The sequence below is a fragment of the Acetobacter garciniae genome, from assembly GCF_017377735.1.
In the GTDB taxonomy this organism is placed as follows: Bacteria; Pseudomonadota; Alphaproteobacteria; order Acetobacterales; family Acetobacteraceae; genus Acetobacter; species Acetobacter garciniae.
Window position 1 is genome coordinate 73,223 of the sequence record NZ_JAFVMH010000009.1, and the last position, 25,079, is coordinate 98,301.

The 25,079-nt window shown below is 58.8% G+C and carries 21 protein-coding genes and 1 pseudogene; 5 read left to right on the plus strand and 17 right to left on the minus strand.

Translation table 11 applies throughout. The annotated features are described in order from the left end of the window. Positions 1–70 precede the first annotated feature (70 nt). Both J2D77_RS14525 and J2D77_RS14530 read left to right on the plus strand, forming a co-directional pair. The gene (locus tag J2D77_RS14525) at positions 71–1,279 is read left to right on the plus strand and encodes an XRE family transcriptional regulator (RefSeq protein WP_006560425.1); all 1,209 of its coding nucleotides are present in this window, start codon (positions 71–73) and stop codon (positions 1,277–1,279) included. Beyond that, complete coding sequence (locus J2D77_RS14530; protein ID WP_006560424.1) at positions 1,276–1,764, plus strand: DUF4411 family protein; 489 nt, start codon at positions 1,276–1,278, stop codon at positions 1,762–1,764. The genes J2D77_RS14525 and J2D77_RS14530 overlap by 4 nt, the downstream gene beginning before the upstream one ends. A 33-nt stretch (positions 1,765–1,797) precedes the next feature. Here J2D77_RS14530 and J2D77_RS14535 read toward each other — a convergent pair whose 3' ends face one another. The 12 genes from J2D77_RS14535 to J2D77_RS14590 all read right to left on the minus strand — a co-directional run bounded on the left by J2D77_RS14535 (position 1,798) and on the right by J2D77_RS14590 (position 11,291). Further along, positions 1,798–3,834: a DUF3363 domain-containing protein gene (locus tag J2D77_RS14535; protein ID WP_207847022.1), complete on the minus strand. Its 2,037-nt coding sequence runs from the start codon at positions 3,832–3,834 to the stop codon at positions 1,798–1,800. 225 nt (positions 3,835–4,059) lie between these two features. Continuing rightward, on the minus strand, positions 4,060–4,785 hold the full coding sequence (locus J2D77_RS14540) for a lytic transglycosylase domain-containing protein (protein WP_230975837.1): 726 nt from the start codon (positions 4,783–4,785) through the stop codon (positions 4,060–4,062). Further along, positions 4,782–5,123: a DUF736 domain-containing protein gene (locus J2D77_RS14545; protein ID WP_207847024.1), complete on the minus strand. Its 342-nt coding sequence runs from the start codon at positions 5,121–5,123 to the stop codon at positions 4,782–4,784. Before J2D77_RS14545 ends, J2D77_RS14540 begins: the two co-directional genes overlap by 4 nt. A 58-nt stretch (positions 5,124–5,181) precedes the next feature. Next, complete coding sequence (locus J2D77_RS14550) at positions 5,182–5,811, minus strand: S26 family signal peptidase (protein ID WP_207847025.1); 630 nt, start codon at positions 5,809–5,811, stop codon at positions 5,182–5,184. Continuing rightward, on the minus strand, positions 5,808–6,296 hold the full coding sequence (locus J2D77_RS14555; RefSeq protein ID WP_207847027.1) for a DUF2840 domain-containing protein: 489 nt from the start codon (positions 6,294–6,296) through the stop codon (positions 5,808–5,810). Before J2D77_RS14555 ends, J2D77_RS14550 begins: the two co-directional genes overlap by 4 nt. Then, positions 6,293–7,363 carry a replication initiator protein A gene (locus J2D77_RS14560; RefSeq protein ID WP_207847029.1) on the minus strand — a complete coding sequence of 357 codons (1,071 nt, stop codon included), beginning with the start codon at positions 7,361–7,363 and terminating at the stop codon, positions 6,293–6,295. The genes J2D77_RS14555 and J2D77_RS14560 overlap by 4 nt, the downstream gene beginning before the upstream one ends. After that, entirely contained in the window at positions 7,363–7,623 is a 261-nt protein-coding gene (locus tag J2D77_RS14565) for a helix-turn-helix transcriptional regulator (protein ID WP_207847031.1), read from the minus strand. Before J2D77_RS14565 ends, J2D77_RS14560 begins: the two co-directional genes overlap by 1 nt. Positions 7,624–7,894: 271 nt before the next feature. Beyond that, on the minus strand, positions 7,895–8,401 hold the full coding sequence (locus tag J2D77_RS14570; protein WP_207847032.1) for a DUF2285 domain-containing protein: 507 nt from the start codon (positions 8,399–8,401) through the stop codon (positions 7,895–7,897). A gap of 70 nt (positions 8,402–8,471) precedes the next feature. Beyond that, positions 8,472–8,672: a transcriptional regulator domain-containing protein gene (locus tag J2D77_RS14575; protein WP_207847033.1), complete on the minus strand. Its 201-nt coding sequence runs from the start codon at positions 8,670–8,672 to the stop codon at positions 8,472–8,474. A gap of 194 nt (positions 8,673–8,866) precedes the next feature. Beyond that, positions 8,867–9,184, minus strand: a complete 318-nt coding sequence (locus J2D77_RS14580; protein WP_207847034.1) for a DUF736 domain-containing protein — start codon at positions 9,182–9,184, stop codon at positions 8,867–8,869. Positions 9,185–9,832: 648 nt separating this feature from the next. Then, on the minus strand, positions 9,833–10,249 hold the full coding sequence (locus J2D77_RS14585) for a hypothetical protein (RefSeq protein ID WP_207847035.1): 417 nt from the start codon (positions 10,247–10,249) through the stop codon (positions 9,833–9,835). A gap of 361 nt (positions 10,250–10,610) precedes the next feature. Next, positions 10,611–11,291 (minus strand): DNA methyltransferase, encoded by a 681-nt coding sequence (locus tag J2D77_RS14590; RefSeq protein ID WP_207847037.1) that lies wholly within the window; start codon positions 11,289–11,291, stop codon positions 10,611–10,613. A 277-nt stretch (positions 11,292–11,568) separates the two neighbouring features. On the opposite strand from J2D77_RS14590, the gene J2D77_RS14595 reads away from it, so the two are divergent. After that, a complete protein-coding gene (locus tag J2D77_RS14595) occupies positions 11,569–13,008 on the plus strand; it encodes a DUF6880 family protein (RefSeq protein WP_207847039.1) in 1,440 nt (479 codons plus the stop codon). A 269-nt stretch (positions 13,009–13,277) separates the two neighbouring features. On the opposite strand, the gene J2D77_RS14600 is transcribed toward J2D77_RS14595, so the two are convergent. The 5 genes and pseudogenes from J2D77_RS14600 to J2D77_RS17365 form a co-directional block, all read right to left on the minus strand. Then, a complete protein-coding gene (locus J2D77_RS14600; RefSeq protein ID WP_207847041.1) occupies positions 13,278–14,198 on the minus strand; it encodes an S-4TM family putative pore-forming effector in 921 nt (306 codons plus the stop codon). Continuing rightward, positions 14,195–15,640, minus strand: coding sequence for an SMODS domain-containing nucleotidyltransferase (locus J2D77_RS14605; protein ID WP_207847042.1), 1,446 nt, complete (start codon positions 15,638–15,640; stop codon positions 14,195–14,197). The genes J2D77_RS14600 and J2D77_RS14605 overlap by 4 nt, the downstream gene beginning before the upstream one ends. A gap of 266 nt (positions 15,641–15,906) precedes the next feature. Continuing rightward, complete coding sequence (locus J2D77_RS14610; protein ID WP_207847044.1) at positions 15,907–17,382, minus strand: hypothetical protein; 1,476 nt, start codon at positions 17,380–17,382, stop codon at positions 15,907–15,909. Then, positions 17,375–22,384: an AAA domain-containing protein gene (locus tag J2D77_RS14615; RefSeq protein WP_207847049.1), complete on the minus strand. Its 5,010-nt coding sequence runs from the start codon at positions 22,382–22,384 to the stop codon at positions 17,375–17,377. The genes J2D77_RS14610 and J2D77_RS14615 overlap by 8 nt, the downstream gene beginning before the upstream one ends. 176 nt (positions 22,385–22,560) lie before the next feature. Continuing rightward, positions 22,561–22,744: pseudogene (locus tag J2D77_RS17365) on the minus strand (transposase); the annotation flags it as partial. Positions 22,745–23,141: 397 nt separating this feature from the next. Between J2D77_RS17365 and J2D77_RS14620 the strand changes: the two are divergent. Then, positions 23,142–23,339, plus strand: a complete 198-nt coding sequence (locus J2D77_RS14620) for a hypothetical protein (RefSeq protein WP_207847051.1) — start codon at positions 23,142–23,144, stop codon at positions 23,337–23,339. Positions 23,340–23,434: 95 nt separating this feature from the next. Then, on the plus strand, positions 23,435–25,079 hold a 1,645-nt coding region (locus J2D77_RS14625; protein WP_230975838.1), incomplete at its 3' end, for a recombinase family protein.

Consider the following 25,079-nt stretch of genomic DNA (forward strand, 5'->3'; position numbering starts at 1 on the left):
CGCTTGGCAGTACTCTTCGCACAAGGTACGATCATCCAGTCACAACAGACGGCATAATTTTTGAGAGTCAATGGCCCACACCGTGCAAATCAATCCTGGGATGATGACCTGGGCGCGGGAGACCGCAGGGCTATCCCTTGAGGAGGCAGCGGAAAAGCTTGCGCTGAAGGACAGTGCGAAGCTGACAGCCGTCGAGAAACTGCGCGCAATCGAAATGGGCGAGCGCCCCCTGACTGAGACACTTCTCCAGAAAGCGGCTGCGGCATATCGGCGTCCGCTGGTATCGTTCTACCTTCCCCATCCTCCACAGCGCGGAGAACGGGGCGAAGATTTTCGTACAATCGCCGGGAGTCGCGGATCGGTTCGAGAGAATGCGTTGCTCGACGCTCTGGTTCGGGACGTAAAAGCCCGCCAACAACTCCTCCGCGAAGTGCTGGAAGACGAGGACGAAGAGCTACGTCTCCCATTCGTTGGATCGGCGACCATGAAAAGAGGCTCCCAGCCAGTCGTCTCTTCGATCCGGGCTGCACTGGCCGTCACTGTAGATGAGCAGCGGGCGGCGAAAGATCCGGTAGCACTATTCACGTTGCTCCGCGCGGCAGCGGAAAAGACGGGGATTTATGTCCTTCTGCTGGGCGATCTTGGTTCTCATCATTCCGATATCGGTGAGAACATCTTTCGTGGGTTCGCCCTGGCGGACGACGTCGCACCTTTTGTCGTCATCAACGACAATGACGCGGCTCCTGCTCGCGCCTTCACTCTGATGCACGAACTCGCACATCTCTGGATCGGTGAAAGTGGTATCAGCGGACCACTTGGAAGCGTATCTGAAAACGCGATCGAGCGGTTCTGCAACAAGGTTGCGGGGGAGTTTCTCCTGCCGCGAGAAACCGACCCGCTCCTCCCCGATCTGAACAACGCCGATGTAGCGGAAGTTATCACGGCGACCGCCCATATCGCCCAGACATGGAATGTCAGTCAGGCGGTGGTCACCTACCGTCTCGCGAGCACGGGCAAGATTTCCGATGAACTTGCGGCAGCTGTGTTTCAGGCATTCGCCGCACGTTGGCGGGAACAGAAGCAACGGACGTCGAAATCAACTGGTAGTGGCCCTTCGTATTACATGGTTCGTCGCCATCGCCTGGGAACAAGCCTTCTGAATGTGGTTCGTCGTGCGCTCCAGGGTGAAACACTGACCCACACAAGAGCTGCGAAGATTCTGGGCGTGCGTCCGACGTCTGTCGACACCCTTCTTCAAGAGCGAAGCTTCGCTGCATGACGCTCTATCTGCTCGACGCAAACGTTCTGATTCGTGCTCACGGAGACTACTATCCGATCGACCGAATTCCTCAGTTCTGGGAATGGCTTCTGGAAATGGGAAGCCAGAACTGCGTGAAAATACCCCTGGAAATCTATAATGAAGTCACGCCTTCGAACGGGCCGCTCGCTGAATGGCTAAAACGGGCAGACGTAAAGGAGGCTTTAGTTCTTGAGGAAAGCCCTGATCGCGCCACTGTGCAGCGTGTATTAGCTCTCGGATATGCACCTGATCTGGATGACGTTGAGATGGAACAGATCGGCCGCGACCCGTTTCTTATTGCCGCAGCTATGGTCAAACCAGATCGCATCGTCGTCACAAAAGAGGGTTCCAAACCAAGCGCAACACGCTCGCGCCGAAAAATACCCGATATATGCAAGACATTTGGCGTAACGTGCATTAATGATTTCATCCTCTACAGGGAATTGAATTTCTCAATCAAATAATCCTGCACAAAGTCAATGTAGGATTACGTATCGTCACAATCCCAGCCCCCGCTGCCGTCCGAGTTGCCAGTCCATGGCGCCCCCGCGCATGACGCCGGTGATCTCCTGGCCGATCCGGTTGTCGATGACAGGCTTCCAGGGCACTAGCACGAACTCCTGGGCGTTCTCGACCAGCGCGTAGGTGCCGCTGGCCAACCGGACCTTCTCCTTCAGCGTGCCGCGCATTTTCTCCCCGTCCGACATGGTGCGGTACGACGTCCCGCGCGACGCCCCCAGCTCCTGGCCGACACGGTCCAGTTCCCGCTGCTCCAGCGTCGCCAGCAGGCCCTTGCGGTAGCGGACATGCCCTTCCCTGTCGCGCCATGCATCGGCACGCTCGATCAGCATATCCTGACGCTGCTTCCGGGCCTCGGTCACCTCATGACCGAACCCGGCATCGACCACATTCGACCTGCCGCGCGAGACGAGCCCCCGGTCCAGCCATGTCGCACCATCCGCCGTGATCTGGGCCTCGAGATCGAGACTGGACAGGACGCGCACGGACATCTGTTTCGCGCGGCTCGTATCATACGCCGCAGCCCGTTCCAGATAGTCACCGGGGATCTGCCACCTCCCGTCCTCGATACGCTCGACAACGCCAGCACGACGCAGGGCTTCCAGGCGGCGCACGTGGGAAGCGACATAGGTGTTGGCATCGCCCCCGGGAATACGTGGCATGGACCGCGCATGCGCAAGATGCGCGTCCGCGCGATAGACACCGTCACGGCTCGCGACCGACACGATTTCCCGGTCAGCGGGACGGGGGCCTGCGACCTCTGGGCCGACCGCGACAATGCTCCCGTTTCGCACCTCTTCCAGGGAAACCGGGTCGATCCCGGCGACATGATGGGTGCGCCCATCCACCCCGTCGATGACCAGCCCGATCTGCTCGCCCAGTTCGTCGGAGAGATGGCGGTCAAGGATCCGCCCCTCCACCGTGTCGCGTGAAGCCGGGCCATGGAACACGAACAGGCCGGGATCCGGCGCACGCCCCTGCTCGCGCATCGCCCGGTTCATGGCGCGGATGATGTCGCCCCGCTCCCCGAGTTCGCGCAGCGTTTTCTCCGTCTCCGGCGCGAGCGTCCACACACCTGGCTCGGTCTGACTGGCGAGGCCCATCCGCTCCAGTTTCGCAAGCCGCCGCTGCCGCAGGACATGATCGCTCCCCTGCTCGCCACGCATGTCGATCGGACCATCTTCCGCCAACGCCAGCAACTGCCGGTCGATCCGCGTGAAGCGGTCCTGCCCGACCATGTTCTCCAGTTTGCGACGTTGCTCCAACACCGTTTCCGGACCCAGCTCCAGCGTCACCAGTTCGGTCGCCCGTTCCCGCACGCCCTGGGTGATGTAGTCGCCATTGATGACCAGATCCTCCCTCTGATCGTCGCGGCCATTGATAACGATATGGACATGAGGATGGCCGGTGTTGAAATGATTGACGGCAACCCAGTCGAGTTTTGTGCCGAGGTCCGTCTCCATCTGCGTCATCAGGTCGCGCGTGAAGGCACTCAGATCCTGCATCTGCTCGGCATCCTCCGGCGAGACGATGAAGCGGAACTGATGCCGGTCGTCATGCCCGCGTTCGAGGAAGGCATCGCCATCGGCACGATCGGCTTCCGGGCCGTAAAGCTGCCCGCGCTGCCCCTCGCGGGACGTGCCGTCACGCTGGATGTAATTGAGGTGGGCGCGCGCCCTGCCATCACGGCCCGGCCCACGGATCATGCGCGACTTGACGATAACGCGGCGTCTGCCGGATTTCGCATGCTGCCAGCCCGCGATATGCCGTGCCCGCGCGAAGGCGGCACCGCGTCCTTTCCGGACGCCGGATCGCCCACCGCGACGTGGGGCGGTGCCGCCGGAACCACCGGGCGCATACGGGCCAGAGGTGGCATGATTTCGCAGAGAACGGGACGTGCCCGACCGCCGCACGGTTGCGCGCATCCGCGAGAGAAAACTTCTTGTCTTTCCGCCCCCCTTGCCCCGGATGCGGCCCGGCCGGACCTGAAAGCGGCTATCATCGTCAGACGACATGGCCAGCACCGCACTTCACCGCCGTTTCCCGCACAGTGCCGTCAAGACTGGCTGGATACGGCCCGTTTCCGGAAAACCGCCGCACTGCGGCCTGAAAATCGACAGTGCTGCAAAGCGGGACGCCAACCCCATGTGCAGACAGACAAAACCGCAGGTTTGGGCCGGACGGAGTGCCGCGCCCTTTAATCTTGCCGTGCCCCCATTCCCCTCTTCCCTTTCCTGATCTCATGGTTTCATGACCTCTGCCCGCACATCGCCTTCCTGCTCTGGCACAAAGCGAGCGACGAAAAAATCGGCACGCAGCAAACCATCCCGCGACGGTAAAAATTCCACTGGAAAGGGATGGAGTTGGACAGCGTTTTTCTCCACGGAATTTGGGATCTGCCGGCTAGATTGTTGAGCCGTTTTTCTTGCTCCGATAAAGAGTGATCCGGCTCGCCAGTCGGCCACGATTTTCGACAGAACTCCGGCGGAGGAAATGATCGGGTTTCTGATCAAAGTCCGGACCTGCGCGACATAGGAAACCGTCTCGGCCGGCAATGGCCGGCCAGTCGCCAGATGATCATCATAGCGACCAGGTCCGGCATTGTAGGCGGCGAGGAATCCCGCATCGCCATAACGGTCGTACAGCCATCGCAGATAGGCTGCCCCGGCCGCGATATTGTCATGTGGATCGAAGGGATCGGCACCCAGGTTAAGTGTGCGCCGGGCATCCCGCCAGGTGCCGGGCATGAGTTGCATCAGGCCCATCGCGCCGGCGCTGGAGACCGCATGTGGATCGCCAGCACTTTCGGCACGGAGCACCGCCCATACCCACGTTGCCGGGATCGCGTTTTGCTCCGCCGCCTGACGCACCAGATCATCAAAATGCTGGGCGCGGGCGATGGTCGGCGAGAGCGGCAGCGTGAGCAGGGCCAGCACGCCGGCGGACATAAAAAACCGGGTGCTCATTCCCGGCCTCTTAGGCGTTTTGTGGGCCGGTTCCAGACTAACTGCCACTCCCGTCCGCCACGCCCAGCCTGGAACAGCGTAGCGCGGATTGGCTGCATGAAAGTGGGATCGTCCAGAAGCACAGAAACATACTCGCCGGCACGTTCCCCGGTGCGTTTCCATCCCGCGCCCAGCTCGGGGCCAGTATCCCCGTCGCCCAGATGGATGCGATAATCCGGAGCATGCTCCGCGCCATTGTTTTCCGCTGGCACGAAGGTCAGTTCGGCGTCCAGCGACAGGGTCCGCACGCGTCCGGCAAATCCATCGGCGGTGCGGGTGAAAAATCCGATCTGGCTCATGGGAAAAATCCTTTCGTAAATGGTAGGGATGACGGAAAATCCGACGACCATGTCACCATCATTGAATGGGCGGTTCGCTCTGTTTCACGGGCATCATTGGCGGTCCCAGAAGCGGCCGTTCCCGCACCGGATCGCGCAGATCCGGGAGGGGATCGAAATGCGGGAGCGGTTGCTCCGCCTCGCCCGTGCGGACATAAACCGGCACGGCACGCCCGATGACGGTGTCCATCGACAGGACGCCGAAATACCGCCCGTCCAGACTGGTTGGCACGGCGGCGTTCATGACGAACACCTGCCCCGGCCCGAGGCGTTGGCAGCCCTGCCAGACCGGCAATTTTCGGCCCCGATGATCGACGGTCTTCGCATCGCCGACGGGCTTGCCGTCGATGGTGACGTGGATGCCGATGCGGCAGACACTCTGGCCCGCCAGCGCTGCCACAAGCTTGAGCAGCGGCACGCCGAACGGCAGGTAACCGCGTGACGCCAGCAGCGTCGCTTCGCGCTCTGGCAGACGGATGGCGACAATGTCGCCGACGCGCACCGGGACTGTGGGCTGGATGCGATACAGGCCCACCGGAACGCTGGCCGTCTCGTTCCAGACCCAGCGCGGCGTGGGATGAAACGCCAGTGAAGCGCCCACGCCGAGCACGGCGAGATACGTGGAGAAGAACCATGCGCGCCGGGTCATGACGCGGCCCTCCGGCGTAGCCACGCCTCGTGGCGTTGGTACGTGTAGGGACGCGGCTCCTGCACCGCTGTGAGGCGGTGATGCAGGTGCCGCCAATGATCGGGACAGGCAGCCGCAGGATCAATTCCCAGCGCCTCCACGCCGTCGATCGCCTCCAGCACCCGACGTACCTTGGGCCAGCCGCTCTGCCGCAGCAGGCTCTCACCACCGGGGCGTACAAAGGGCACGGTCTGGCAGGCTTCCTGAGCCCCGACCGCCCGCACGATGTCGATGCGGGACACAACGGTTCCGAAATCGTTCGCAGCCCAGCGGATGAAGGCGAACACGCTGTCCGGCGTGAAGCTCATCAGCCTGCGCCGGCGATCCAGAATGCGATCCTCGACAGGGTGCCCGAACCGGATCCAGTGCTCGATACGCTTCTCGATCCAGGTCAGTTCGACGGTGGTGAGCGCATCGCCCTGCGGCGGAAAAGAACGGGCGATCATGGGACACCTGCCAGGCGATCCGCGACCGCTTCCCGAGCCTTTTTTCCATACCCCGATCGAGCTATCGGGAAGGGGTCCGAAAGACCGAAATCCCCTACATAATAAGTTATTATATTAGTTATATAAGTTACGGGTCCATTTTCTCCTTTTGAATCAGATGCTTCGACGGGTTTTTGCACCTGTAGCAACGGTAATTCCGCACCTGCACCAACGGTATGTTCCGCATCTGAAGCAACGGTAGAATCCACATGGTTTTCCCCAGGCACTGTGGATCGACCCGTTGGAACAATGCGCAGGACTCCCGGTTTTCCGCCGGAAACGAGCTGAAAATCGTATCCTGGAATACTCTGGCGGCGCACGATGGTGCCGATATCGATCATGAAATTGCGCAACGGGGTGAGACTGCCGGAACGGGCATGAAGCTCCCCCACATCGAACGTCCACCCAGCCTTCTGCCTACCCGCATGGCGGCGCGCCAGACGGTAAAGCCAGCGTTCCAGACCACCGGCCAGCCGGAAATAGGCGGGGTCGAGGGTGAGGACGCGGGAGCAGTCGCAAACACCTTCCATGAACCAGATCGGCAGGGTCAGCGACACACCCTCTGTTCTGGAAATTCCCAGGTCACTGATCCAGGCGAAGGATTGCGCTGGCCAGTCGGCAGGGTTGCGTAGGCTGGTGGCGACCCGCGTGGTCTCCAGACGCACCAGAGCACCGCGAAGACGGCGGTACTGGTGTGCACCGTCTGCCCAGCCAAGATCGTGGAACAATTGCCACGGCGTGAAGCGGACATGGCGTGACACCCAGCGGCCATGATTGAGAGCCTCGACAATCTGGCCCGCGAGCCAGAGCAACACGTCGGCATCCCAGATTGTGGCCATACCTTCGTCCGCCGATGCCCGGACGATCACATCGATCTGTCGGGACCGGTAACGGACTGGCTCGAAGCGCGGACGCCTGGCCAGCGCGAAGAACGGTCGACCCATCAGATCGCGCTGATCACGGGGCCGGGCAGGACCGCTGACCACGAAGCGGCGGTCTGGCTCCCGCCAGCTTTCATCGGCGGCCATCACAGGCTCTCCCGTTCTTCGGGGGTCAGCGGGCGCGCCGGAAAGACACGGCTCGACGTCGCCTCCGACGGTGAATGGCGCGCGCCCCCGGCGGTCCAGGCCATCATGTCCTCGACGGAATACAGAACCCGCCCGCCGACTTTCCGATAGAGCGGCCCGGTGCCGTAGGTGCGGTGTTTTTCGAGCGTGCGGAGCGAGATGCCCAGAAACCGGGCCGCCTCACGAACACGCATCAGGCGTGGTGCGATCGCCATGACCATGTCTCCCTTCAATGCAACACCCGGCGGAGAGCGGGGTGTATGGAGGGACGCTGGTGGATAATCGGCGGCTCAGGGAATGGACGTTTTTATCGACGACAAAAGCGTCCATGAAATGAAACAAGAACCAGTCCTTTTCACCACCCGAACACCGCCATTTGCCGCACGCCTTCGAAAATACATTCAGGCAAAACAGCTTTTTGTGCTTCTCTGTGATCAGGGAGTCGTCATGAAAATCAGGGGCAAAACAATGCGGACGGATGCGGCCCTGCACTCACCTGCGGCGCGACAATGGATAACCCATGAGATCGCGGTAACCGCCTTCAATCAGCCGGTCCGCCAGATTCTTGAGACGACGGAACCGCCCGCGCCCGGAAATATCCGGCCAGTCATAGGCGCGCGCCGTCGGTTCACCGAGAAGGCGATCGGCGATCACCCTTTCGCTGACGCCCATGGCAAGAGCGTCTTTGACACGAAGGGCGAGAATGTGGCGCGCAATGGACTGCGCCGACATCCTGTGCCACGGACCGGGATCCGGGAATCCCGCGAGCACCCGCCAGAAGCGGATTGTCTCGTGAGCCCGCAATGGCGTGAAGCTGTCGTATGCCTGCTCGAAAACATAATGGTGCGGCCCCGGCCATTGGTGTTCCATCCAGAGCTGCCAGGTCACGCCAGCGCAGACACAACAAATGTAGATTCCGTCGTATGTTTCGACAAAACGCACATCGGACAGCGCCAGAAGATCGAGACGACGCGGGGTCAGCGTCTGGGCTAGTGGCAATGGCCGGATGACCAGGATCGTCGGCAGGGCCAGACGCGACCAGAGCGCGGTCAGCGCGCTGAAGCGCTGATCAGGATCGGCGGCGAAATCGCGGTCCCCAGCGTCGGGCGAATTCCTCCTGGGCCGGATCGTCGGGAGACAGGTCCGCGCAGGCGCGCTGTTCGTCGCGATAGCGACGATTGCGCCGAAGATATTCCCAGCCGAGTTCCGCCGGGATCGCGTTGCGCAGATACTCGTACCGCGCCTGGTCGTGCCAGTGTGCTCCGGGCATGACGCCCTCCCTCGTTTGTCTGAGAACGGGTGGCGACGCCTGCCCGGACGTTCAGTATCCACGGCGCGTCATCCAGTGAGAAGCCGGCAATTGGAGATCATATGATCGCGCAACATGAACGGTATTGATGCCATCGCGTAACCCGTGAGCAGCAACCCTTCCCGGCTGAGCCGGGAAGGGCCAGTGTGGGGTGGTCAGTCCCCGTTGCGCGGGCGCTGGCGGCTCCAGACCAGGTTGTAGGCACCACCTTCCTCTTCGAAGAGGCTGGCAAAGATCGGACCGGAAAGAGTCGGATCGTCCAGCTTCACGCTGAGATATTCGCGCCAGTCCGTGGTGTGCTTGATCCAGGCCGCCCCGGCTTCGAGTTTGCCGATCTGCACCCGGAAGTTGGGAACATTGTCGCTGGCCCGGTTGGCTTCGGGCACGAAGCGGATACCCCGGATTTTCTGTGTCAGGGTGACGATTTCGCCTTCGTAACCCTCGCCGACCTTCTTGAATGAACCGATGATCATTGTCCTGTCTCCTGGCTTGTATCGGGCCGCGACCACCACGGCCTCGATGGCCATCGTCAGCCCGGAGACGACTGGCGGCGCACCTGCTTGCAGGCCGGAGCAACGCGGAGGACGGCGGCACGGAATTTTTTTGGACCGCGAGGAATGGGCGAAGCCCAGGGGAAAAAAGTTGCGAGCCGCCGTTGCGCCACAGCCGGGCGAGGCAAAGCCGGTCTTCGGGCAGATCGGCCATATCGAGAGGCCATGGTGTGCGGCGCCGTCAGCCCTGTGGAGAGACAGGTCAGTTCGTCGTGTTCCGTGACAGGGGCGCGGGTTGTCGGGGGAACTGGCTGACCTGCCGCAAGATACATCGGATGATATCCGCCGCCCGAACGAGGGCTCAGGCAACACCATGTTTCCGGCACCTCTGGGTCGCAAACCTGAAAGGGATGCTGCCGTATCATTCACGTCAGCAGGGCTGGCCGCTCATGTCAGTGCCTGCTCTGGTGTCCGTCACGCTGTCCGGTCGTGTTCGTGTCGCCTGCCACGAAGCGGGAAAGTCCCTCGCCTGACTGCTCCGGAGCCGCGTTCATGCCTACGATACGGACTGATCTCACCGCGCTGGCCTTTCCGGCCCTGGTCGAGGGGCGCCACCCGGCAACCCGCTGGTCATGCGGGCTGAATGGCGCAGAGCCGTGCCCACGCGGCCCCGCCGACACACAGCGCCCCGAAGGTCGCGAAGAGGTAGGCCGGAATGGTGCCCATATCGCCCATACCGCTGAAACCCAGCGTGGTGCCGAACCCCGCCAGCGCGGCCGGCAGGGCAAGCAGCGCTGACACCGCCACCCGCAGGGCGGGATCACGCGAGGAGGCGAGGATCGCCTGACCGAACGCCAGAACAAGAATCGCGGCGGCGATACCTGTAAAAACGGCATGGGCGCCGGACAGCACACCATGGTCGTAGAGCATGGTGTAGACCATCGCCGCCACGAACAGAGGGGCAGCATAAACCGCGCACAGAAACAGTAGCCAGCACAGAAAGCCGATACTAGCGAAGCCAAGGACAATACCGAGACCGAGCAGCATGGATCGTGTCCTTTCCACAAGGAGGAACACCACACACATGCCGCGACGTTTCAGGAATATCCATGAAATAGCATCGGACTTTCCTACACTGGTTTCACGATCAGGACAGCGCGCGGAGCGCGCCGACTATGACCGAGGCGCAACCTGTTGGCGCCTTCCGCTCGCGCCGTGGACGCGGCGTGTTGTCCTGGCAGCGTTGTAGCCCCGATGCCAGAAACGTTCTCTTTCCGGCCATACTCTCCGCGAGCCGGCCCCGCCGGCGAGCGCCGCACGTGCAGGGTTGCAGCGCGTGCCCGCCGCCGGTCCTGATGGACCGGCGCGATTTTCCGGCCGTGTCCAGTAATGGGAAGAAGGGGGCGGCTTACGCCGCCTCCCTCCCTGCCCCGTGCCAGGCCAGCCGGCGGGTTGCCGTGGCCGCGTGGTCCGGGTCCAGTTCCATTCCCAGCCAGTCGCGGCCAAGATGCTGCGCCGCGACCAGGGACGAACCCGAACCGGCGAACGGGTCCAGAACCAGCCCACCCACCGGGCAGAAAGTTTCCACGAGGGGAAGGAGCGCCGCTACCGGCTTTTGCGTCGGGTGCAGTTTGTTGCCCGAATAGGGCATGTCGATCACGTCCGGGATGGGCTTTGCGGGCGGTGTCATGTTGCCCTTGGCCAGCAGGTAGGCGCTTTCGTGTTCATACCGGAGAAACCGGGAAGAGGACGAGTAGGACTTGCGAAAGACGATATGCCCGACCATGCGGAACCCCGCCGCCTTCCAGGCATCGGCGAACAGGTCGATACGGTTCCAGCCATAGAACGAAACAGCAAACCCGCCCCATTTCAGGACACGGTGCATCTGGTTGAAAGCGGGCCGGAGCCAGCGCGCATTGTCATCGTTGCGCACCTTCCGCCCATCCCTGCCCTGATAGTTCACAAGGTAAGGCGGGTCTGTCAGGATGAAATCCACCGCATTGCGGGGGAGTGCGCGCATAAGCTGCACGCTGTCGCCGTTAAGAATGGTATTGCGGAAATCGGTCGCCGTGTTGGTGTTGCCGGTCATGATCTTTGCCCTTTGTTCCGCGAGGAACAGCCCCCGCTGTTCCTCTGCCTCGCGGCGAGCAGCGGGGTAGCAACGGCAAGGGCGACCGCTGGGGAGGGGTATCTCCAGATCTGCACGGAGCGCAGCGCAGGAAGATCGGGGACACCCCATCGGGCGGCGTCAGCGCGCTGACGCGAACCCTTGCCGGCGCGAGGGCAGCGCCATTAGCCCTTTTTCCTCTTTTTGATGGCAACGACATTTTCTTGCGTCCCTGAGGGCACGGTCATAATCTGTATTCATGGCCCGCACTCCTTCTACAAAACCTGTCACCCGCAAATTCGCCGCATCCGCGAAAGTCGGCACGACCGTCACGAAAGAAAATCTGAAAGCCCTTGGTGCGGATCGGCTTGCGGACCTTCTGGTCGAGTTGTCGGAACAGGATGCCGTGCTCACCCGAAAGCTGCGCATGGCGCTGACAGCTACCCATGCGAAAGACAAACTTGGCAAGGAGATCGAGAAAAGACTGCGAACGATCCAGCGTTCCCGTGGATTCCTGCCCTGGGATCGGATCAAACCCCTTGCGACCGAACTCGATGCCTTGCGCCAATCCATTCTCGATGATGTTGCAACGACGGATGTCGGACAGGCCATTTCCGCGATGCGTATTCTCGTGGAACTTGCTCCTTCCGTCTATGAGCGCTCTGATGACAGTTCCGGTTACCTGTCAGATGTGTTTCGCGAAGCGGCCTCCGACCTTGGTACCCTCTGGGGACGACAGGCTGGCCGGGATCCGGCTGTCACCGTCAGGGATCTGCTCACGCTTCTCGATGCGGATGGGTATGGCACCTGTGACCAGCTGATCGCATCGTGCGGCGAGGCACTGGGGACTGCGGGCGCGGCCATACTCAGAAGCACGCTTCTTGCACGACTGTACGACCTTCCCGCTTCAAAAGCGAAGGGAGACTATCGTACCGACATCGGGCGGATGCAGACCCTCGGTCACCTGAAGGATCTGGCCGACGCGATGGGTGACGTCGATGCCTATATCGAAGCAGTCAGCCTGAGTGAACGTCAGTCCGCCTCTATCGGCGATGTTGCACGCCGACTGCTGGACAAGGAGCGCTCCCATGAGGCGCTCGAGTGGCTCGACCGGGAGACCGATGAGACATCCCGGTTCCGCTGGGAAAACGATGACCTTCGGATCGAAGCGTGCGAAGCCGTGGGCGACCGCGACCAGGCCCAGTCCCTGCGATGGAAAGTCTTTCAGCAACGCCTGAGCCTGCCGCACTGGCGGGCGTACCAACGCCATCTCAGCGATTACGATGCGATTGATGCTGAAGAACAGGCACTCACTCACATCCGCAATTTCCCGGTCAGGAGCGTAGCCCTTTCCACTTTTCTTGAATGGCCAGCGCTCGACGCTGCTGCCAATCTCGTGCGGGAGCATACGACAGAGTTGGACGGGCGTGATTACGGGACACTCCGTCCGGCTGCCGATCGTCTGTCTGAATCATATCCCAACGAGGCGACGCTTCTTTACCGCCTGCTGGTCGAGGCCGTGCTGGATAAGGCGCTTTCCCGCTATTATTCCTATGCAGCCAAGGATCTCGCCTCCTGTCGGCTGCTTGCGCCAATGCTGACAGTGACAAGCGACATGGAAACCCACAAAGCTTTTGTGACCCGCTTAAAGACGCAGCATAAGCGCAAGCTGGGATTCTGGACGCTGGTCGGTGAATAGTTAAAGGCGGCAATGCGGGGGGGTAACAGGTCGTCGGGTATCGGTTGTGGTCGTCGACAAACGATCGTGGAGAGAACTATCAAAGACGACTACCAAGACCCCATTACTGTATTCAGTCTAGCAGTCGCAGCATCTCAGAATTGAATATTTATTTTCATGTAAATATAATATATCATTATTTCTACATGAAGCGTTGAAAGAAATTCCTCTTCAACCCAATATAATGGAGAAATTTTCTGCGTATAGAGACAGGAAACTGATCATTTCAGTCAACTTGGTGGCGATGCCACTATAGTTATCCCGGCTTTTCTAAGTAAATCTTCCGCACCCAGATTCATGTCAACCTCCATTCCTGCTCTCAGCCAATTATAAATCAGAGGAAAAATCAGTGGGTTGGAAACGCGCCTTTGAAAGATAGTGTTTTGAAACTCGCGAGAACGTCGTGCACATTCATCTTGGCAGCAGCCACCCGTAATCGCTAACTCCCAAAGCGATTCAGCCTCGGAGCGTGCCATTTTTTGAGCATCTGCCGCATCACGTTGTTTGAAAAAATCGCGTAATGCCCAAGAAAGTAGTGGGGCACACGGGGCAAATATTGTCACTACAAAGTCATCAACGGATAGATTAACTACCAGTCCGGCCACAACGAACATGATGGTGATTAACAGCGCACCAGAAAGCAGAAAACTTCCGTATTTTTCACGTAACGTAGCATCATACCAAAGATTAGTTCTCTGGCAGACGATCCTAGCCAAATACATAGGCGCCCAAGCCACTACTTTAGGGTACCAGTTGACTAACTTGCTATCTCCACTAGACCAATGCCGGTCGGCTTTTATAATTGTTTCAGGTTGGAGACACTTGCCTGCAGTGAAGCTGTCCCATGGGATATCAAGTAGCTGGCAATCGAACTCCTCGCAAATTAGGGCAGCGATCTTTAATTGCCGCTTCACAGCGCGATCTAAGATGGCGATATCGAGAAGTGTGACTGCAATCGCGATCATAGCAACGTACGGACGAGTCTGTGTAAAAAGGAGACCAGTAATCGCACAACCCACAGGTACTAGCACTGTAAAAATAAGTTGGACAATCTGCCAATGAACTGCACATCGGTAGGTTTCCGAACGAGCCCGCAAAAGCCGTATGAATTTTGGTTGGTTCTGCTTCTCAGGAATAGCGTTGAGAGTCATTCTATCACTACATTAAAAGGTGGACTTTGCCCGACTAACACATTGTCGCTGCTGCGTATAATAAATGCTTCAGCAATATGAACACCACGATACTGTAGCTCTTCCCATCGACGGTTACCACGCTGGGCAACGTAAAATTCACCCCGACCGCTATTCCGTGCAAGCGCGACTACACCCGTGTTAGTAATTCGCCACTGAACTCGAAAACCCGCAGGAAGAGGTAGACCACCGTTCACTCCCACGTCAAACCAAAGTCCGCCTTGCCTCGACAGAATGTCACCAGATTTTACCGCTCGACCTTGAATGGCATTTTTACTGATCTGCCAAGTAGCAAAAACTTGGACATTCTTGTTTAATGTCGTAGCTTGAGGCCAAGTCGGTTGCCGCATATGTGGAATACGGTAAAAACTTGCTGGCAAAATAGACACACCAAAATCACGTACTGCATCCACCAGTTCGTCTACATGCGCTGCTGTGCTGACTAATAAAGATTGGATACGCGATATTCCTTCTGCAAGATGCGTTGAAGCTTTCACCGTTTCGCCTTTGGCAAAAGCATCACCGAAAATCCTGCGCCAAGCGACTACACTGTCTGTCTTTCCTTCAGCGTTATAAGCATCATCAACCCAACCACGGTATTTGTGGATAAAACTCCGAAAATTGGAGTACTGTGTGTCTGTCCAGGACGCCGCGAAATCTTCACTAGGTAGGTTAGGATTTTCAACACGTGGTTTAATTGGACGCAATTGAAGCCATTCGTCTAGACGACGCATTAAAGTGCGAAGGCTCGTAGGTACGTCAGAAAACTCTTCTGTGTCTTTGTCGAGCCAATTGATTTGCATACCTAGAAGGGTCGTAAGCAGTACGGAAGGACAGGTGAAAGTTCTCTTGATATCACGAAGATATTTCAAAAGCCGGGTCACCTTACGGAATGAATTGGAACCCGAAAAATTATTCCGCTCTCTCATCCATTGAGTGTAGGCAACAGGTTCACTCCGTTCAAATTGATCGGTAGCACGATTACAAACCTCTATCTGGTCACGAACTAGACGACTGACAACACACGGTGCGATATCAACCTTTCGTTCACCTTGGTATGTAATCGTGACGCAGTAGTCCCAAATCTTGGTCTTCTCGCCATAAGTCGCACTGTCGGAGAAGACCTCTCCAAGGGCTACAATATAGTCCTTCGCTGTCCAGCCCTCAACCGGATCAACCATCACAAGTAAGTCGGCGTCGAATTCATCGCCATCAACCGGCCGAATGATGGTGTTATGCGCCCATGACCCCTGCTCATAAAATTTACATATCTTGGGCCGCCATGTACTTTGTCGAATAAAACTCTGTATTGCTTTAACATTCCCATCAAGAAGGTTGATGCGAGTCTGATTAAGATTGACGGTTTCTTTTAGAAATTCAGAGAACTGTGGTATTAACTTCATAAATACACACCTATTCCTATAACAATATTATTGACACAAATAAAGTTCTGAGCCACTAGACCCTGTAGATAAGCTCCACAATTCCTTCATCTTCTTTACACACGCATTCCGTAATACGTTGTGATAAAATACATTGCGGCTCTTCGTAGTAAGAGTGCCTATAATTTGCTCACGGCTATCTGGCTCTCTTTCTACCTGCTGGCCGATCTGTGGATAGACACAGCAACGACTATAGGTCAGTCGATCCCTTAGGTTACCTGCCTTTGTTATTCACTCTCTGGTCGGGAATGAAGCGCGTGAATGAGGCGGCCATGTCGGTTTGGTTCACGCACAAAAGAATAAAACCTTTCCGTTACGAAGGCCTGCGTGCGGGCAACCACGCTCTCGTCAAACGATGCCCAGCCCAAAGGCACGGCGTATCCCGACGCAGCGCCTATAGGTGCGTGGACAAGTGCTGCCACCGCAATGTGCGGAACGATCATGATCTCTAGAGCGGGCGGCAAATCGCTGTAATCCGCACCGAGCACCTCGTCAAAAGTCCGGTCGATAAACCATGCTGCCTTTCCGGGAAATAAACAGACGGTCCGCAGTTCATTCGTGCTTGCCGGAGCAGCAGCCGCAATCCTACGACGGAGATAGGAAAGCGTGTCCCTTTGCTGAGTGCTCGCCCCCCAAAGAGGGGTCTGCGGAGCGACGGAAAAGACGAACTCCGGCCGCTCCGCGTCGCCCCGCAAACCATAATCGACCACCTCAAGAAATCGCCGTGCATTTGCTTCGGTGTAGAGCGGGCCGATGATAGGCACGGTCTTGCGGTCTGCGCGCGGCTCACCAGCCCGACCGACTGCATCCCGCCAGTAGCGGTTCACGTTCAGGCCCGCCTTTGTGACGAACTCCTTCAGAAAGTTAGGCGCCAGTTCCACGAGCACCTCGTAGGCTTGCGACGCACTGATCTGGTTGCCATTGACTTTCAGGTCGTCGACCAGCATGGCGGCGGCGCTTTCAATTTGGGGCCGGTCGGAGATTTCATGCTCGGCGCGCCAAGCGCTAAGGTCTATTTCTGGGAGGCTGGGTGCGGACGCTTGAGCAAACACCTGTACACGCACCGGCACCTGAAAACGCTCCTTCGGAACAACCCTGTCCACCGAGTAAAGGTCGCGCTGCTGAATCTGTTCGCGATCTCGCCGGTCGACAAGTTCATAAAAGAACCTGTTAAAACGCTCGAATATCCTGTTCCCTACCCTTCCTGTTCCAGCAGGGTCCGTTATTGGGAGTTCTGGCAGCGTCAACTCTACGGAGTCGATAGCGCGCGGCGCTTGGGGAGCGATAGCCAGCAGGTCGAATCCTAGGTCGCGGCAGCGCTCTTCAACGGTATAGATGACAGGATCATCAGTCCCTTCCCTAAAGAGCATCTCGCCTGCGGACGTAAGCCAGAGACGGCCTTCGCGCCACTCCACAAATCCCGGCCCTGTCGCCTCGTTAAGAACGTAGCTGATCTCGGCCTGCTCGAACCCAAAGAATGCTGCTGCGGTTTCTTCGGTAATACCGGGTACAGCCTTCACCAGCCGCAACAGGAATTCAAGGCTCTGACTGACCTTGCCGAGAACGGCAACCTTATACGCGACCTCGTACTTGCGACAAGGCAGAAGCGCATCATAAACGCCAACTTCCATCTTTCGGTCTTCGTCCGGCGAGAGCAGTTCATGCTTCTTCAAACGCAGCAGCGGGCGTGGATGATTAGACATGCGCACCTCCCTCGGCCCGCACCTTGTGTGGATGGGACGTCCCTTCCAACCCAGACCTCTTACCCGTGCGACTGATGATATCCTCAGCACTGATCACGCGCGCCTTCTCCTCCGCAACCTGCTGCCCGAATGCTTTCACCATATGTCCCATCGGGCCCTGCGCGGACCATCGTCCCCGCACACCCACGATGACCAGTCGGTCCATGGCGCGGCTCACGGCCACGTTGATCCGGTTGGGCGTTGTCAGGAAGCCCTCCTGTACGCGACGAAGGCCCTCCTCCATCGGCCCATCTTCGTTGTTCCTCACCAGCGAGAGAAGAACCACCGGGTTTTCTTTGCCTTGGTAACTGTCTACGGTTCCCACCTTCAGATGACGATCGAGCAGATAAGCGAGGGCCGACTGCCGCAGTTTTCGACGAATAAGATCCCGCTGTGCGGCGTACATGCAGATCACGCCGATGCCGACAGGATGTTTCTGCTGTGTGAGCAACCAGGTCCGGAACGGCTCGTGGCTGTGCCAATCCTCAAGTATGGCCACGATGGCGTCCGCTTCTACCCGGTTGATGCGACTCTTACCGCCTTCTTCCGGCCGTTCGGCCGCCGCTTCGCCCATGCTATCCGTCTCAATCCACAGTAGCGGGACGTCAAGTCCTACCGGGAGAAGCGCTGGATCGATTTCCGGAGTCTCACGCCCGGGATGCAGCGGCATGTCAGGATAGAAGGCTTCCGAAACGACCTGCCCGATGGGTGCGAGCATCCGGTACTGTGTCTTGAGCCGCGCACCGGCGGCGGCGCCGTATGGAGTTGTGAAGACGCGCTCGAAATCGCTACGTTTTATGTCTCGCTTGGCAACCCCTGTGCGTTCGGCGACAGCGTTGACGACCTCCGCTTTGTGCTGCGGCTCCAACTGCGCATGGTCCCCGACTAGGACTGCCCAGCGCGCCGCTTGCAACGGCACCAGAAGTTCGCTGGCGGTGCAGCGGGCCGCTTCGTCGACGATGACGAGATCGAAAGCCGTGGCGGTCAGCCCCAGTGCCGTGCGTCCCAAGCCCACGCAGGTTCCGGCAACGATTTGCCGCGTTCCTGCAAGAAAGCTCTCAAAGCTGCGCTGCGTGCGCGAAACGCTTCCCACGAAATCCCGGCCGATGGCCGCAGTTCTATATAGCCTGCCAAACCGGTCCGCACCGGTGCTGCGTGCGTGACGCTTCAGGACCGCCTGCGCGACCTCCTCTGGGAAGGATGGCCATTCCCGCGGTCCTTCGCCATCGAGCAGCGTTGCGGCATCAAGCCTTTCGAGGTGTCGGCGCATGGTTTCCAGCATGCTGTTCAAGCGCTGCTGATCCACTCCCTCCTGCTGCGTTAGCTCGGCAAGGCTATGCGCAAGCGGCCGGATCGTCGTCTCAATCACGGCGATTTCGTCGGCGGCGCTGTCGGGAAGCCCAAGGGCACTGGCGATCTCGGCCAGACGGTCGCGGAAAGAAGCCCGGAAACGGTCCTTGAAACCCTGCTCGACCTTCGGCGTGTGATAGGCGCGAAGCGGCAGGGAGACCTGCTCCTCGTCCCACCCGATACGCAGCAGACTGGGCTGGATGCCGCCGTTTCGGAACAAGGTGAGCACTGCCTCGGCCGCCGTATTCACGGCCTCGTGGGACTGGCTCGCAAGCAGCACGTTGCGCACCAGCCCTTTCGTGAGGGCATAGTGCGCAAGCGCCGCGATGAAGCGGGTCTTGCCGGTTCCTGGCGGTCCCTGCAACAATCCGACCGGCCGGTTCGCGACAATTCGCGCGAAAGCCGCCTCTTGGTCTCGGTTCAGCCCGTATATGTCGAGCGAACCCGGGGCAGGACGGTGACCGACGTCCAGAGGAAGGGCACCTGTGTGTGGGTCGAACACACCTAAGAGGTCAAGGGATCGCCCGTTGCCGGCCAGTATCCGGTCTACGGCGTCGGTTCGGCGCTTCAGGCTCTGACGTTCCAGATGACTCCAGAAGCGCAGGCGCTGCCCGGCATCGACGAGATGCGCTTGTTGCGCCATGTTCGTGTCGCTGGCGTCGATGACCGCAAGGTCCGACCGCGATGACTGGACGTCGAGCTGACCGATGCGGCGCCACCCGCCCTTCCTGTCCTGCCGCTCCACGCCGACAGTATCATGGCGTGCAAACTCAAACGCCCCGCTTTCAAGCTCTATGGGCACTCTGTGACGGTTTGATCCGCGATCGAAGACGCTTTCGAGCTGCGCGATACCCTCGATGGTAAGCTCGTTTTCAACATCGATAAGCGCACGCCATAGCGCCGGAACATCAATGAATGTCGGCGTAGCGACCGGCCGGGCGGCAATTTCCTCAGCGAGAACGTCCTCGGCCGCCTCTTCTGCGACTGGGGCGGTGACAGGATCTTCGACTTCGACCGGCGCAGGAGCGAACCCCGTTCGTTCCGCCGCGATCCTTTCCTGCACTTCAGGGACTGCCAGAAGAGGCACTAGCGCGGAAAGATCGTTCACGGCGGCGTTTTCGACCGTAAGGGTAGCCTCGACCATGTGGAATTCATGGGCGGCGCTGCGCCTGATCTGCCGCTGCTCCAGCTTGCGGCGCCGTGCGAAGACAGGTTGTCCGTCGTTGTCCAGCCGGATATCGAGCTCCTCCGTAGCGCCGCGCAGCACGAGGAACAGCGTGCCACGTGCAGTATCGCGGCGCACGCGCAGGAAGAAGTAGCCCTCATCCGGCTCGATCGGACCAGTGACCGCGCCGAGAACGCTGACAGCATACGGGGCAGCAGCGGAATCCGGATCATCGGCCGCCGGCGCATTCAGCCGCGCAAGTGCAGCCTCGACCTGATCGAGGAGAGGCAGGAGCGTGGAAAGGCTGGGCTCTTTTTCCCGGCAATCCTTGATGGCCCGCGCGATCTCGCGCGCATCGCGCTCTGCGAGCAGGGAGCACGCAAACACTTCCTCCGCAATTCTTGTGACAGCAAACCTGTCACGTTCAAAGAGGCTTCCCGACAAAGGAGAATATGCCGATGTGATGCGTTCTCCGTCAGCGCGCGGCGAAAAATCAAGCGCGTCTATAAGGACGGGAACGTTTTCAGAGGATACAACAATATTGGCGGGAGATATGTCGCCATGCCCACGACCGCCCTCGTGAAGTGCTTCAACAGTTCTCGTCAGTTGCTCCACGAATCCCAACGCTGCTGCGGGCATACTGAAGTCATCTGGTGGCGCAGCTAGAACCGCCGCGAGTGTCGGCCCTTCGACCCAGTCCTGTACGATAGCCATGGAGTCGCCAAGCCACAACACCTCCCGGACTGCCGGCAGGCCCGCTGGACGGTCAGCCTTCGCCGCTGCTGCCTTTTCAAGGAAACCCAGTATAGCAGCCCCCTCCCGGGCTGTGTCGCCCCAGGAACCCTGTTTCCACAACTTTACGACAACTGAGGCGTCGCCATTCTGGCTCCGCCACATTTCCACACGATCGTTTTCGACGATGGTATCTCCCGTTTCGGGAAATGCAGCCACCAGTTGCCGAACCGATCGAAGGATGCCGCGATGTCGCTCAAGTCCGGAGATGACCTCCTGCCGGGTCGGGCGCTGCGCGGTCGCGCGGTTGAACCCCTGCAAGGCATGGATGGCATCCGGGTAACGGAGAGATGGATCAAGTTCCAGCGCCTCGGCGAACCAGTCATGAAGCAAGCGAAACGTCCCAACTTCGTCGACCCCTGGATTCCATTCCGGCGGATTGCCGCTGGGAATTTTTCCAAATAATAGCTGGTGGACGGCGACGGCAGCGAGGAACACGTCACGGCACTGGGGCCCACGCTCCACGCCCAAGTGGTCTTCAGGCACGTCGACACTCGCGAGAAATTGGTAACGAGCGTCGCCAAGGGATTTGGCCTCAGGAAAGCGCGCAGCCATCAGATGCGAAAACTTGACAGTGGTAGGTGCCTCAAGCCAGACGCTATGGCCTCCAAGGTCAAGATGAGCGGCACCTTGGTCATGAAGATTTGCCACTGACGCGAGAATCTGTCGCGCCAGTTCGATTCTCTCGGAAGGCGCGAGACGCCCCGCTTCAGTCTCGGCAAACACGCCCAACCTCTGCATGCGCCGGCGGCGATCATAGACTTCCCAGTAATGGACGCCCAACTCCGGATCGTCGATCTTCGGTGGAAGCAGGGTTTGCTCCACCGCGCTACTGCGATCCTTTAGCCAGTGATAAACGATGTGCTCGCGCCCCGCGATTTCGCGCCGTCCCTCCTCATTCTGAAAACGAGTATCCGGACATTTAGTAAAATCCCAAAGGCGCAGCGTGCCAAGGTTATTCTTGTTGCCTTCCTCGGCCGCTTCATACTCGCGATATATGTCTAGGGGGTGCGAAAACGAGGGCACATCATCTGCGGCAAACCGCTCGAAACGCCGCCGCCCCGGCTGGAACGGAGAACTAGGACCGGCGTTGAAGAAGCGGTAAAGGCGCTCTTTCCAGAATGCGTCAGTCAGCGGCCTAGCAAGATAAGCGCCAGGGACATTCCCGAACGCCGCGCGCTCGCGGCTGCTATCTTTTACAATGTTCAAGAACTCGTCTGCGGTCAAAACCTTTGCTTTTTCCGTCTCGGCTATGTCCGTGCGGGAGGCCTTTCCCGTCAAGACAACCAGCCCCTCTATCCGAGGAAGGGGGAAGCTCTTGGTTTCAGGCCTTTTCTTAAATTCCGCGCTGAGAAGAGGAAGAATATCCCGCGTGATCCCCGCGATCTTAGTAACGGGAGAAGGGTCTCTGTCGACTCCATTTAGGTACCAGCGGCCATCCACACTAGAAATATTTCCGTACCAGTCTTTCAGGTCGATCAAAAATATCCGTTTATCAGATACGATCACGACATCAATTTCTCGCGCCCGCCCCACGCCGAGAATGAGGTCAAGGTTTGTGAATGCATACCAATCGGCAGGTAAGCTGGACCTTAGGCGGTCAATGCCTTTGATTTCGCGCTTGTGCACGCCACGGCCAGCATTCGTTATTTTCATAAAGTCGCGCTCCCAAAACGCTGCCGAGTTATAATTAGGCTACAATGGAACATTGAATTCAATTTTGATCGCTTATCGCAGAAAACCTTTAATGAGCTTCGTGTTAATTGCGCAGCACAGGGTATCCTGAAGGAGGAATGTCTAAGTAAGGAGGCGCGAAGCTGGCATATGATGGCCGCGTTCTTGGAGAACGTCGCAGCCATTCCCTCAATTACCTGACATTTCCACTGGGCAATCATCGTGTAATGCACGCCATGTTTCGACACCAGTTCTGCCAGTGCCCGCTCACCGTGGATGACCTCCAGCGCAACTCGCGAACTTGAACTCAACCGAATACCATTTCCGTGTAACCTTCCCCATAAATGCCGTCCTCTCTTAAGCCGGATTATAGCTTAACCACCTGTCCAAAAAAACGGGGGCGCCTCTGCCGGCGGGTGGCTACCGAATTTGATCGTTCTTTAACTGTTCACCGCTTCAATGCTTTCGAATGGGCTCGAATTTCAGGCAATCTACGTTGAGAAGTATCCAAAATTCTTCATTGTTCCCCAACCAGGAAACGAATCGCGACTGTAATGCCAAACAGAAAACATTGCCCACCGCGCCATACTGTTCCTCCGCCTGCCCATTGATGTTGATTCATCCATCCTACATCCTATTACTTACGCAAACACCGCCGATGACCGCATGGGATGATTTTGTTCTTTCCCATGACGCATGACCCTGTCCAATGGCTCCAGTATCGTCTGGAGAAACCGTCATGGACGCACGAGACAGGCTGGCACGGATCGAGATCATTCTTCCCGACGGCGAGGCCGCCGCACCTTATGTGACGGACGCCACCGTGCTCCGCCTGGCGCGGCTCATCGGTCGTCAGATGGCTCGCGAGGACCATGAGCGTCAGAAGCGCCGCCGACGCCCGCCCCGACATCCAACAGCGCCTGACCGAAAAACGTGATGGCAACGCCAACGAATTGACTACCACTCGGTGGGCAGAACCAAGGTAAGCTCTGACACCCTCTCTTTTTGGAAGATGATGCCCGGAGTCCTGCCATGGTCCGTGTCGCGCTCTATGCCCGCTATTCCTCCGACAACCAGCGGGCCGCCTCAATCGAAGATCAGTTCCGCGTCTGCCGCGAGCACGCCAAACGCGAAAAATGGAAGGTCGCCAGCGCTTACAAGGACGCAGGCATCTCCGGATCCAGCATGATCCTGCGTCCCGGCATCCAGACCCTTTTGCAGGACGCGCAGCGTGGCGAATTCACTGTCGTGCTGGCAGAAGCGCTGGACCGCATCAGCCGCGATCAGGCAGACGTCGCCACCCTGTTCAAGCATCTAAAGTTTGCAGGGGTCAAAATCGTTACCCTGGCCGAAGGCGAGATCAGCGAACTGCATGTCGGCCTCAAGGGCACAATGAACGCCCTCTTCCTGAAAGACCTGGCGCAGAAGACCCATCGGGGCCTGCGCGGTCGGGTCGAGGACGGCAAGTCCGGTGGCGGCCTATGCTACGGCTACAAGGTGATCAAGAAGCTGGACGCACGAGGCGATCCGATCCGGGGCGACCGGGAAATCGACCCGAACGAGGCCAATATTATCCGGCGCATCTTCAAAGACTTTGCGGCTGGCATCGGCCCGCGTGCGATCGCGCGCACACTCAATGATGAAGGTATCCCTGGTCCGAACGGCAAGCTGTGGATCGACACCACGATCCGGGGGCATGTCCAGCGCGGCACAGGGATCGTCAACAACGAACTCTATATCGGCCGCCTCGTCTGGAACCGGCTCCGCTATATCAAGGATCCCTCAACCGGTAAGCGGGTGTCTCGGTTGAACCCTGAAGCTGAATGGATCATCACCGAGGTACCCGAGCTACGGATCGTCGATGATGCGCTCTGGCAGGCCGTCCGCGACCGTCAGGCGAAGATCGCTGCGCAATATGTCAATGTCATCGCGGCCGTCCGGACATCGGCCGCAAACCGGATGAACGGCATGCGCCGTCCGAAATCCCTGTTCTCAGGGATGATTTTCTGTGGCGTCTGCGGCGGCAGCTACTCGCTCCGCGAGAAGGACCGCTATGCCTGCTCAAACCGGATCGCTAACCGTTCCTGCCATAACAGGGCGACGATCCTGCGCCCCGACCTTGAAGAGCGCGTGCTGGCCGGCCTCAAGCACAAACTGATGACACCCGAAGCCGCCGCTGCAGCCATGAAAGCCTATACGGAAGAGACCAACCGGCTAAATCATGAACGCCGCGTCAACAGCGCCGGCTGGAAGGCCGAACTGGCTAAAGTCGAAAAGGGCATCGCCGGCATCATGACCGCGATCGAGAACGGGATGTTTGACCTTCATATGAAGGCACGCATGCAGGAGCTTCGTGACCGCGAGGTTGAGCTGAACGCCCTGCTCTCCTCAGAACTGGAAGATACCCTGGACATTCATCCGAATGTCGCGGCGATGTTCAAGAAGAAGGTGGAGCGTCTGACCGAGAGCCTGAACCAGCAGGAAGACCGTGCCGAGGCGTCCGAGGCTGTCCGCGCGCTGGTCGAGAAGTTCGTTCTCTCCCCGGGCGACAAGCGCGGCGAGATCTTCGCAACGCTGTATGGCGAGCTCGGCACGCTGCTGAGATTCGTGAACCAGAAGGACACGAAATCAGGCAAGCCCTTGAAAGGACTTACAAAAACGTCAATGTGGGAATCGG

Excerpts from the sequence above, each read along its gene's own strand:
- J2D77_RS14525 (WP_006560425.1), top strand. The coding sequence starts at position 71 with ATGGCCCACACCGTGCAAATCAATCCTGGGATGATGACCTGGGCGCGG.
- J2D77_RS14530 (WP_006560424.1), top strand. The coding sequence starts at position 1,276 with ATGACGCTCTATCTGCTCGACGCAAACGTTCTGATTCGTGCTCACGGA.
- J2D77_RS14535 (WP_207847022.1), bottom strand. The coding sequence starts at position 3,834 with ATGTCGTCTGACGATGATAGCCGCTTTCAGGTCCGGCCGGGCCGCATC.
- J2D77_RS14540 (WP_230975837.1), bottom strand. The coding sequence starts at position 4,785 with ATGAGCACCCGGTTTTTTATGTCCGCCGGCGTGCTGGCCCTGCTCACG.
- J2D77_RS14545 (WP_207847024.1), bottom strand. The coding sequence starts at position 5,123 with ATGAGCCAGATCGGATTTTTCACCCGCACCGCCGATGGATTTGCCGGA.
- J2D77_RS14550 (WP_207847025.1), bottom strand. The coding sequence starts at position 5,811 with ATGACCCGGCGCGCATGGTTCTTCTCCACGTATCTCGCCGTGCTCGGC.
- J2D77_RS14555 (WP_207847027.1), bottom strand. The coding sequence starts at position 6,296 with ATGATCGCCCGTTCTTTTCCGCCGCAGGGCGATGCGCTCACCACCGTC.
- J2D77_RS14560 (WP_207847029.1), bottom strand. The coding sequence starts at position 7,363 with ATGGCCGCCGATGAAAGCTGGCGGGAGCCAGACCGCCGCTTCGTGGTC.
- J2D77_RS14565 (WP_207847031.1), bottom strand. The coding sequence starts at position 7,623 with ATGGTCATGGCGATCGCACCACGCCTGATGCGTGTTCGTGAGGCGGCC.
- J2D77_RS14575 (WP_207847033.1), bottom strand. The coding sequence starts at position 8,672 with ATGCCCGGAGCACACTGGCACGACCAGGCGCGGTACGAGTATCTGCGC.
- J2D77_RS14580 (WP_207847034.1), bottom strand. The coding sequence starts at position 9,184 with ATGATCATCGGTTCATTCAAGAAGGTCGGCGAGGGTTACGAAGGCGAA.
- J2D77_RS14585 (WP_207847035.1), bottom strand. The coding sequence starts at position 10,249 with ATGCTGCTCGGTCTCGGTATTGTCCTTGGCTTCGCTAGTATCGGCTTT.
- J2D77_RS14590 (WP_207847037.1), bottom strand. The coding sequence starts at position 11,291 with ATGACCGGCAACACCAACACGGCGACCGATTTCCGCAATACCATTCTT.
- J2D77_RS14595 (WP_207847039.1), top strand. The coding sequence starts at position 11,569 with ATGGCCCGCACTCCTTCTACAAAACCTGTCACCCGCAAATTCGCCGCA.
- J2D77_RS14600 (WP_207847041.1), bottom strand. The coding sequence starts at position 14,198 with ATGACTCTCAACGCTATTCCTGAGAAGCAGAACCAACCAAAATTCATA.
- J2D77_RS14605 (WP_207847042.1), bottom strand. The coding sequence starts at position 15,640 with ATGAAGTTAATACCACAGTTCTCTGAATTTCTAAAAGAAACCGTCAAT.
- J2D77_RS14610 (WP_207847044.1), bottom strand. The coding sequence starts at position 17,382 with ATGTCTAATCATCCACGCCCGCTGCTGCGTTTGAAGAAGCATGAACTG.
- J2D77_RS14615 (WP_207847049.1), bottom strand. The coding sequence starts at position 22,384 with ATGAAAATAACGAATGCTGGCCGTGGCGTGCACAAGCGCGAAATCAAA.
- J2D77_RS14620 (WP_207847051.1), top strand. The coding sequence starts at position 23,142 with ATGGACGCACGAGACAGGCTGGCACGGATCGAGATCATTCTTCCCGAC.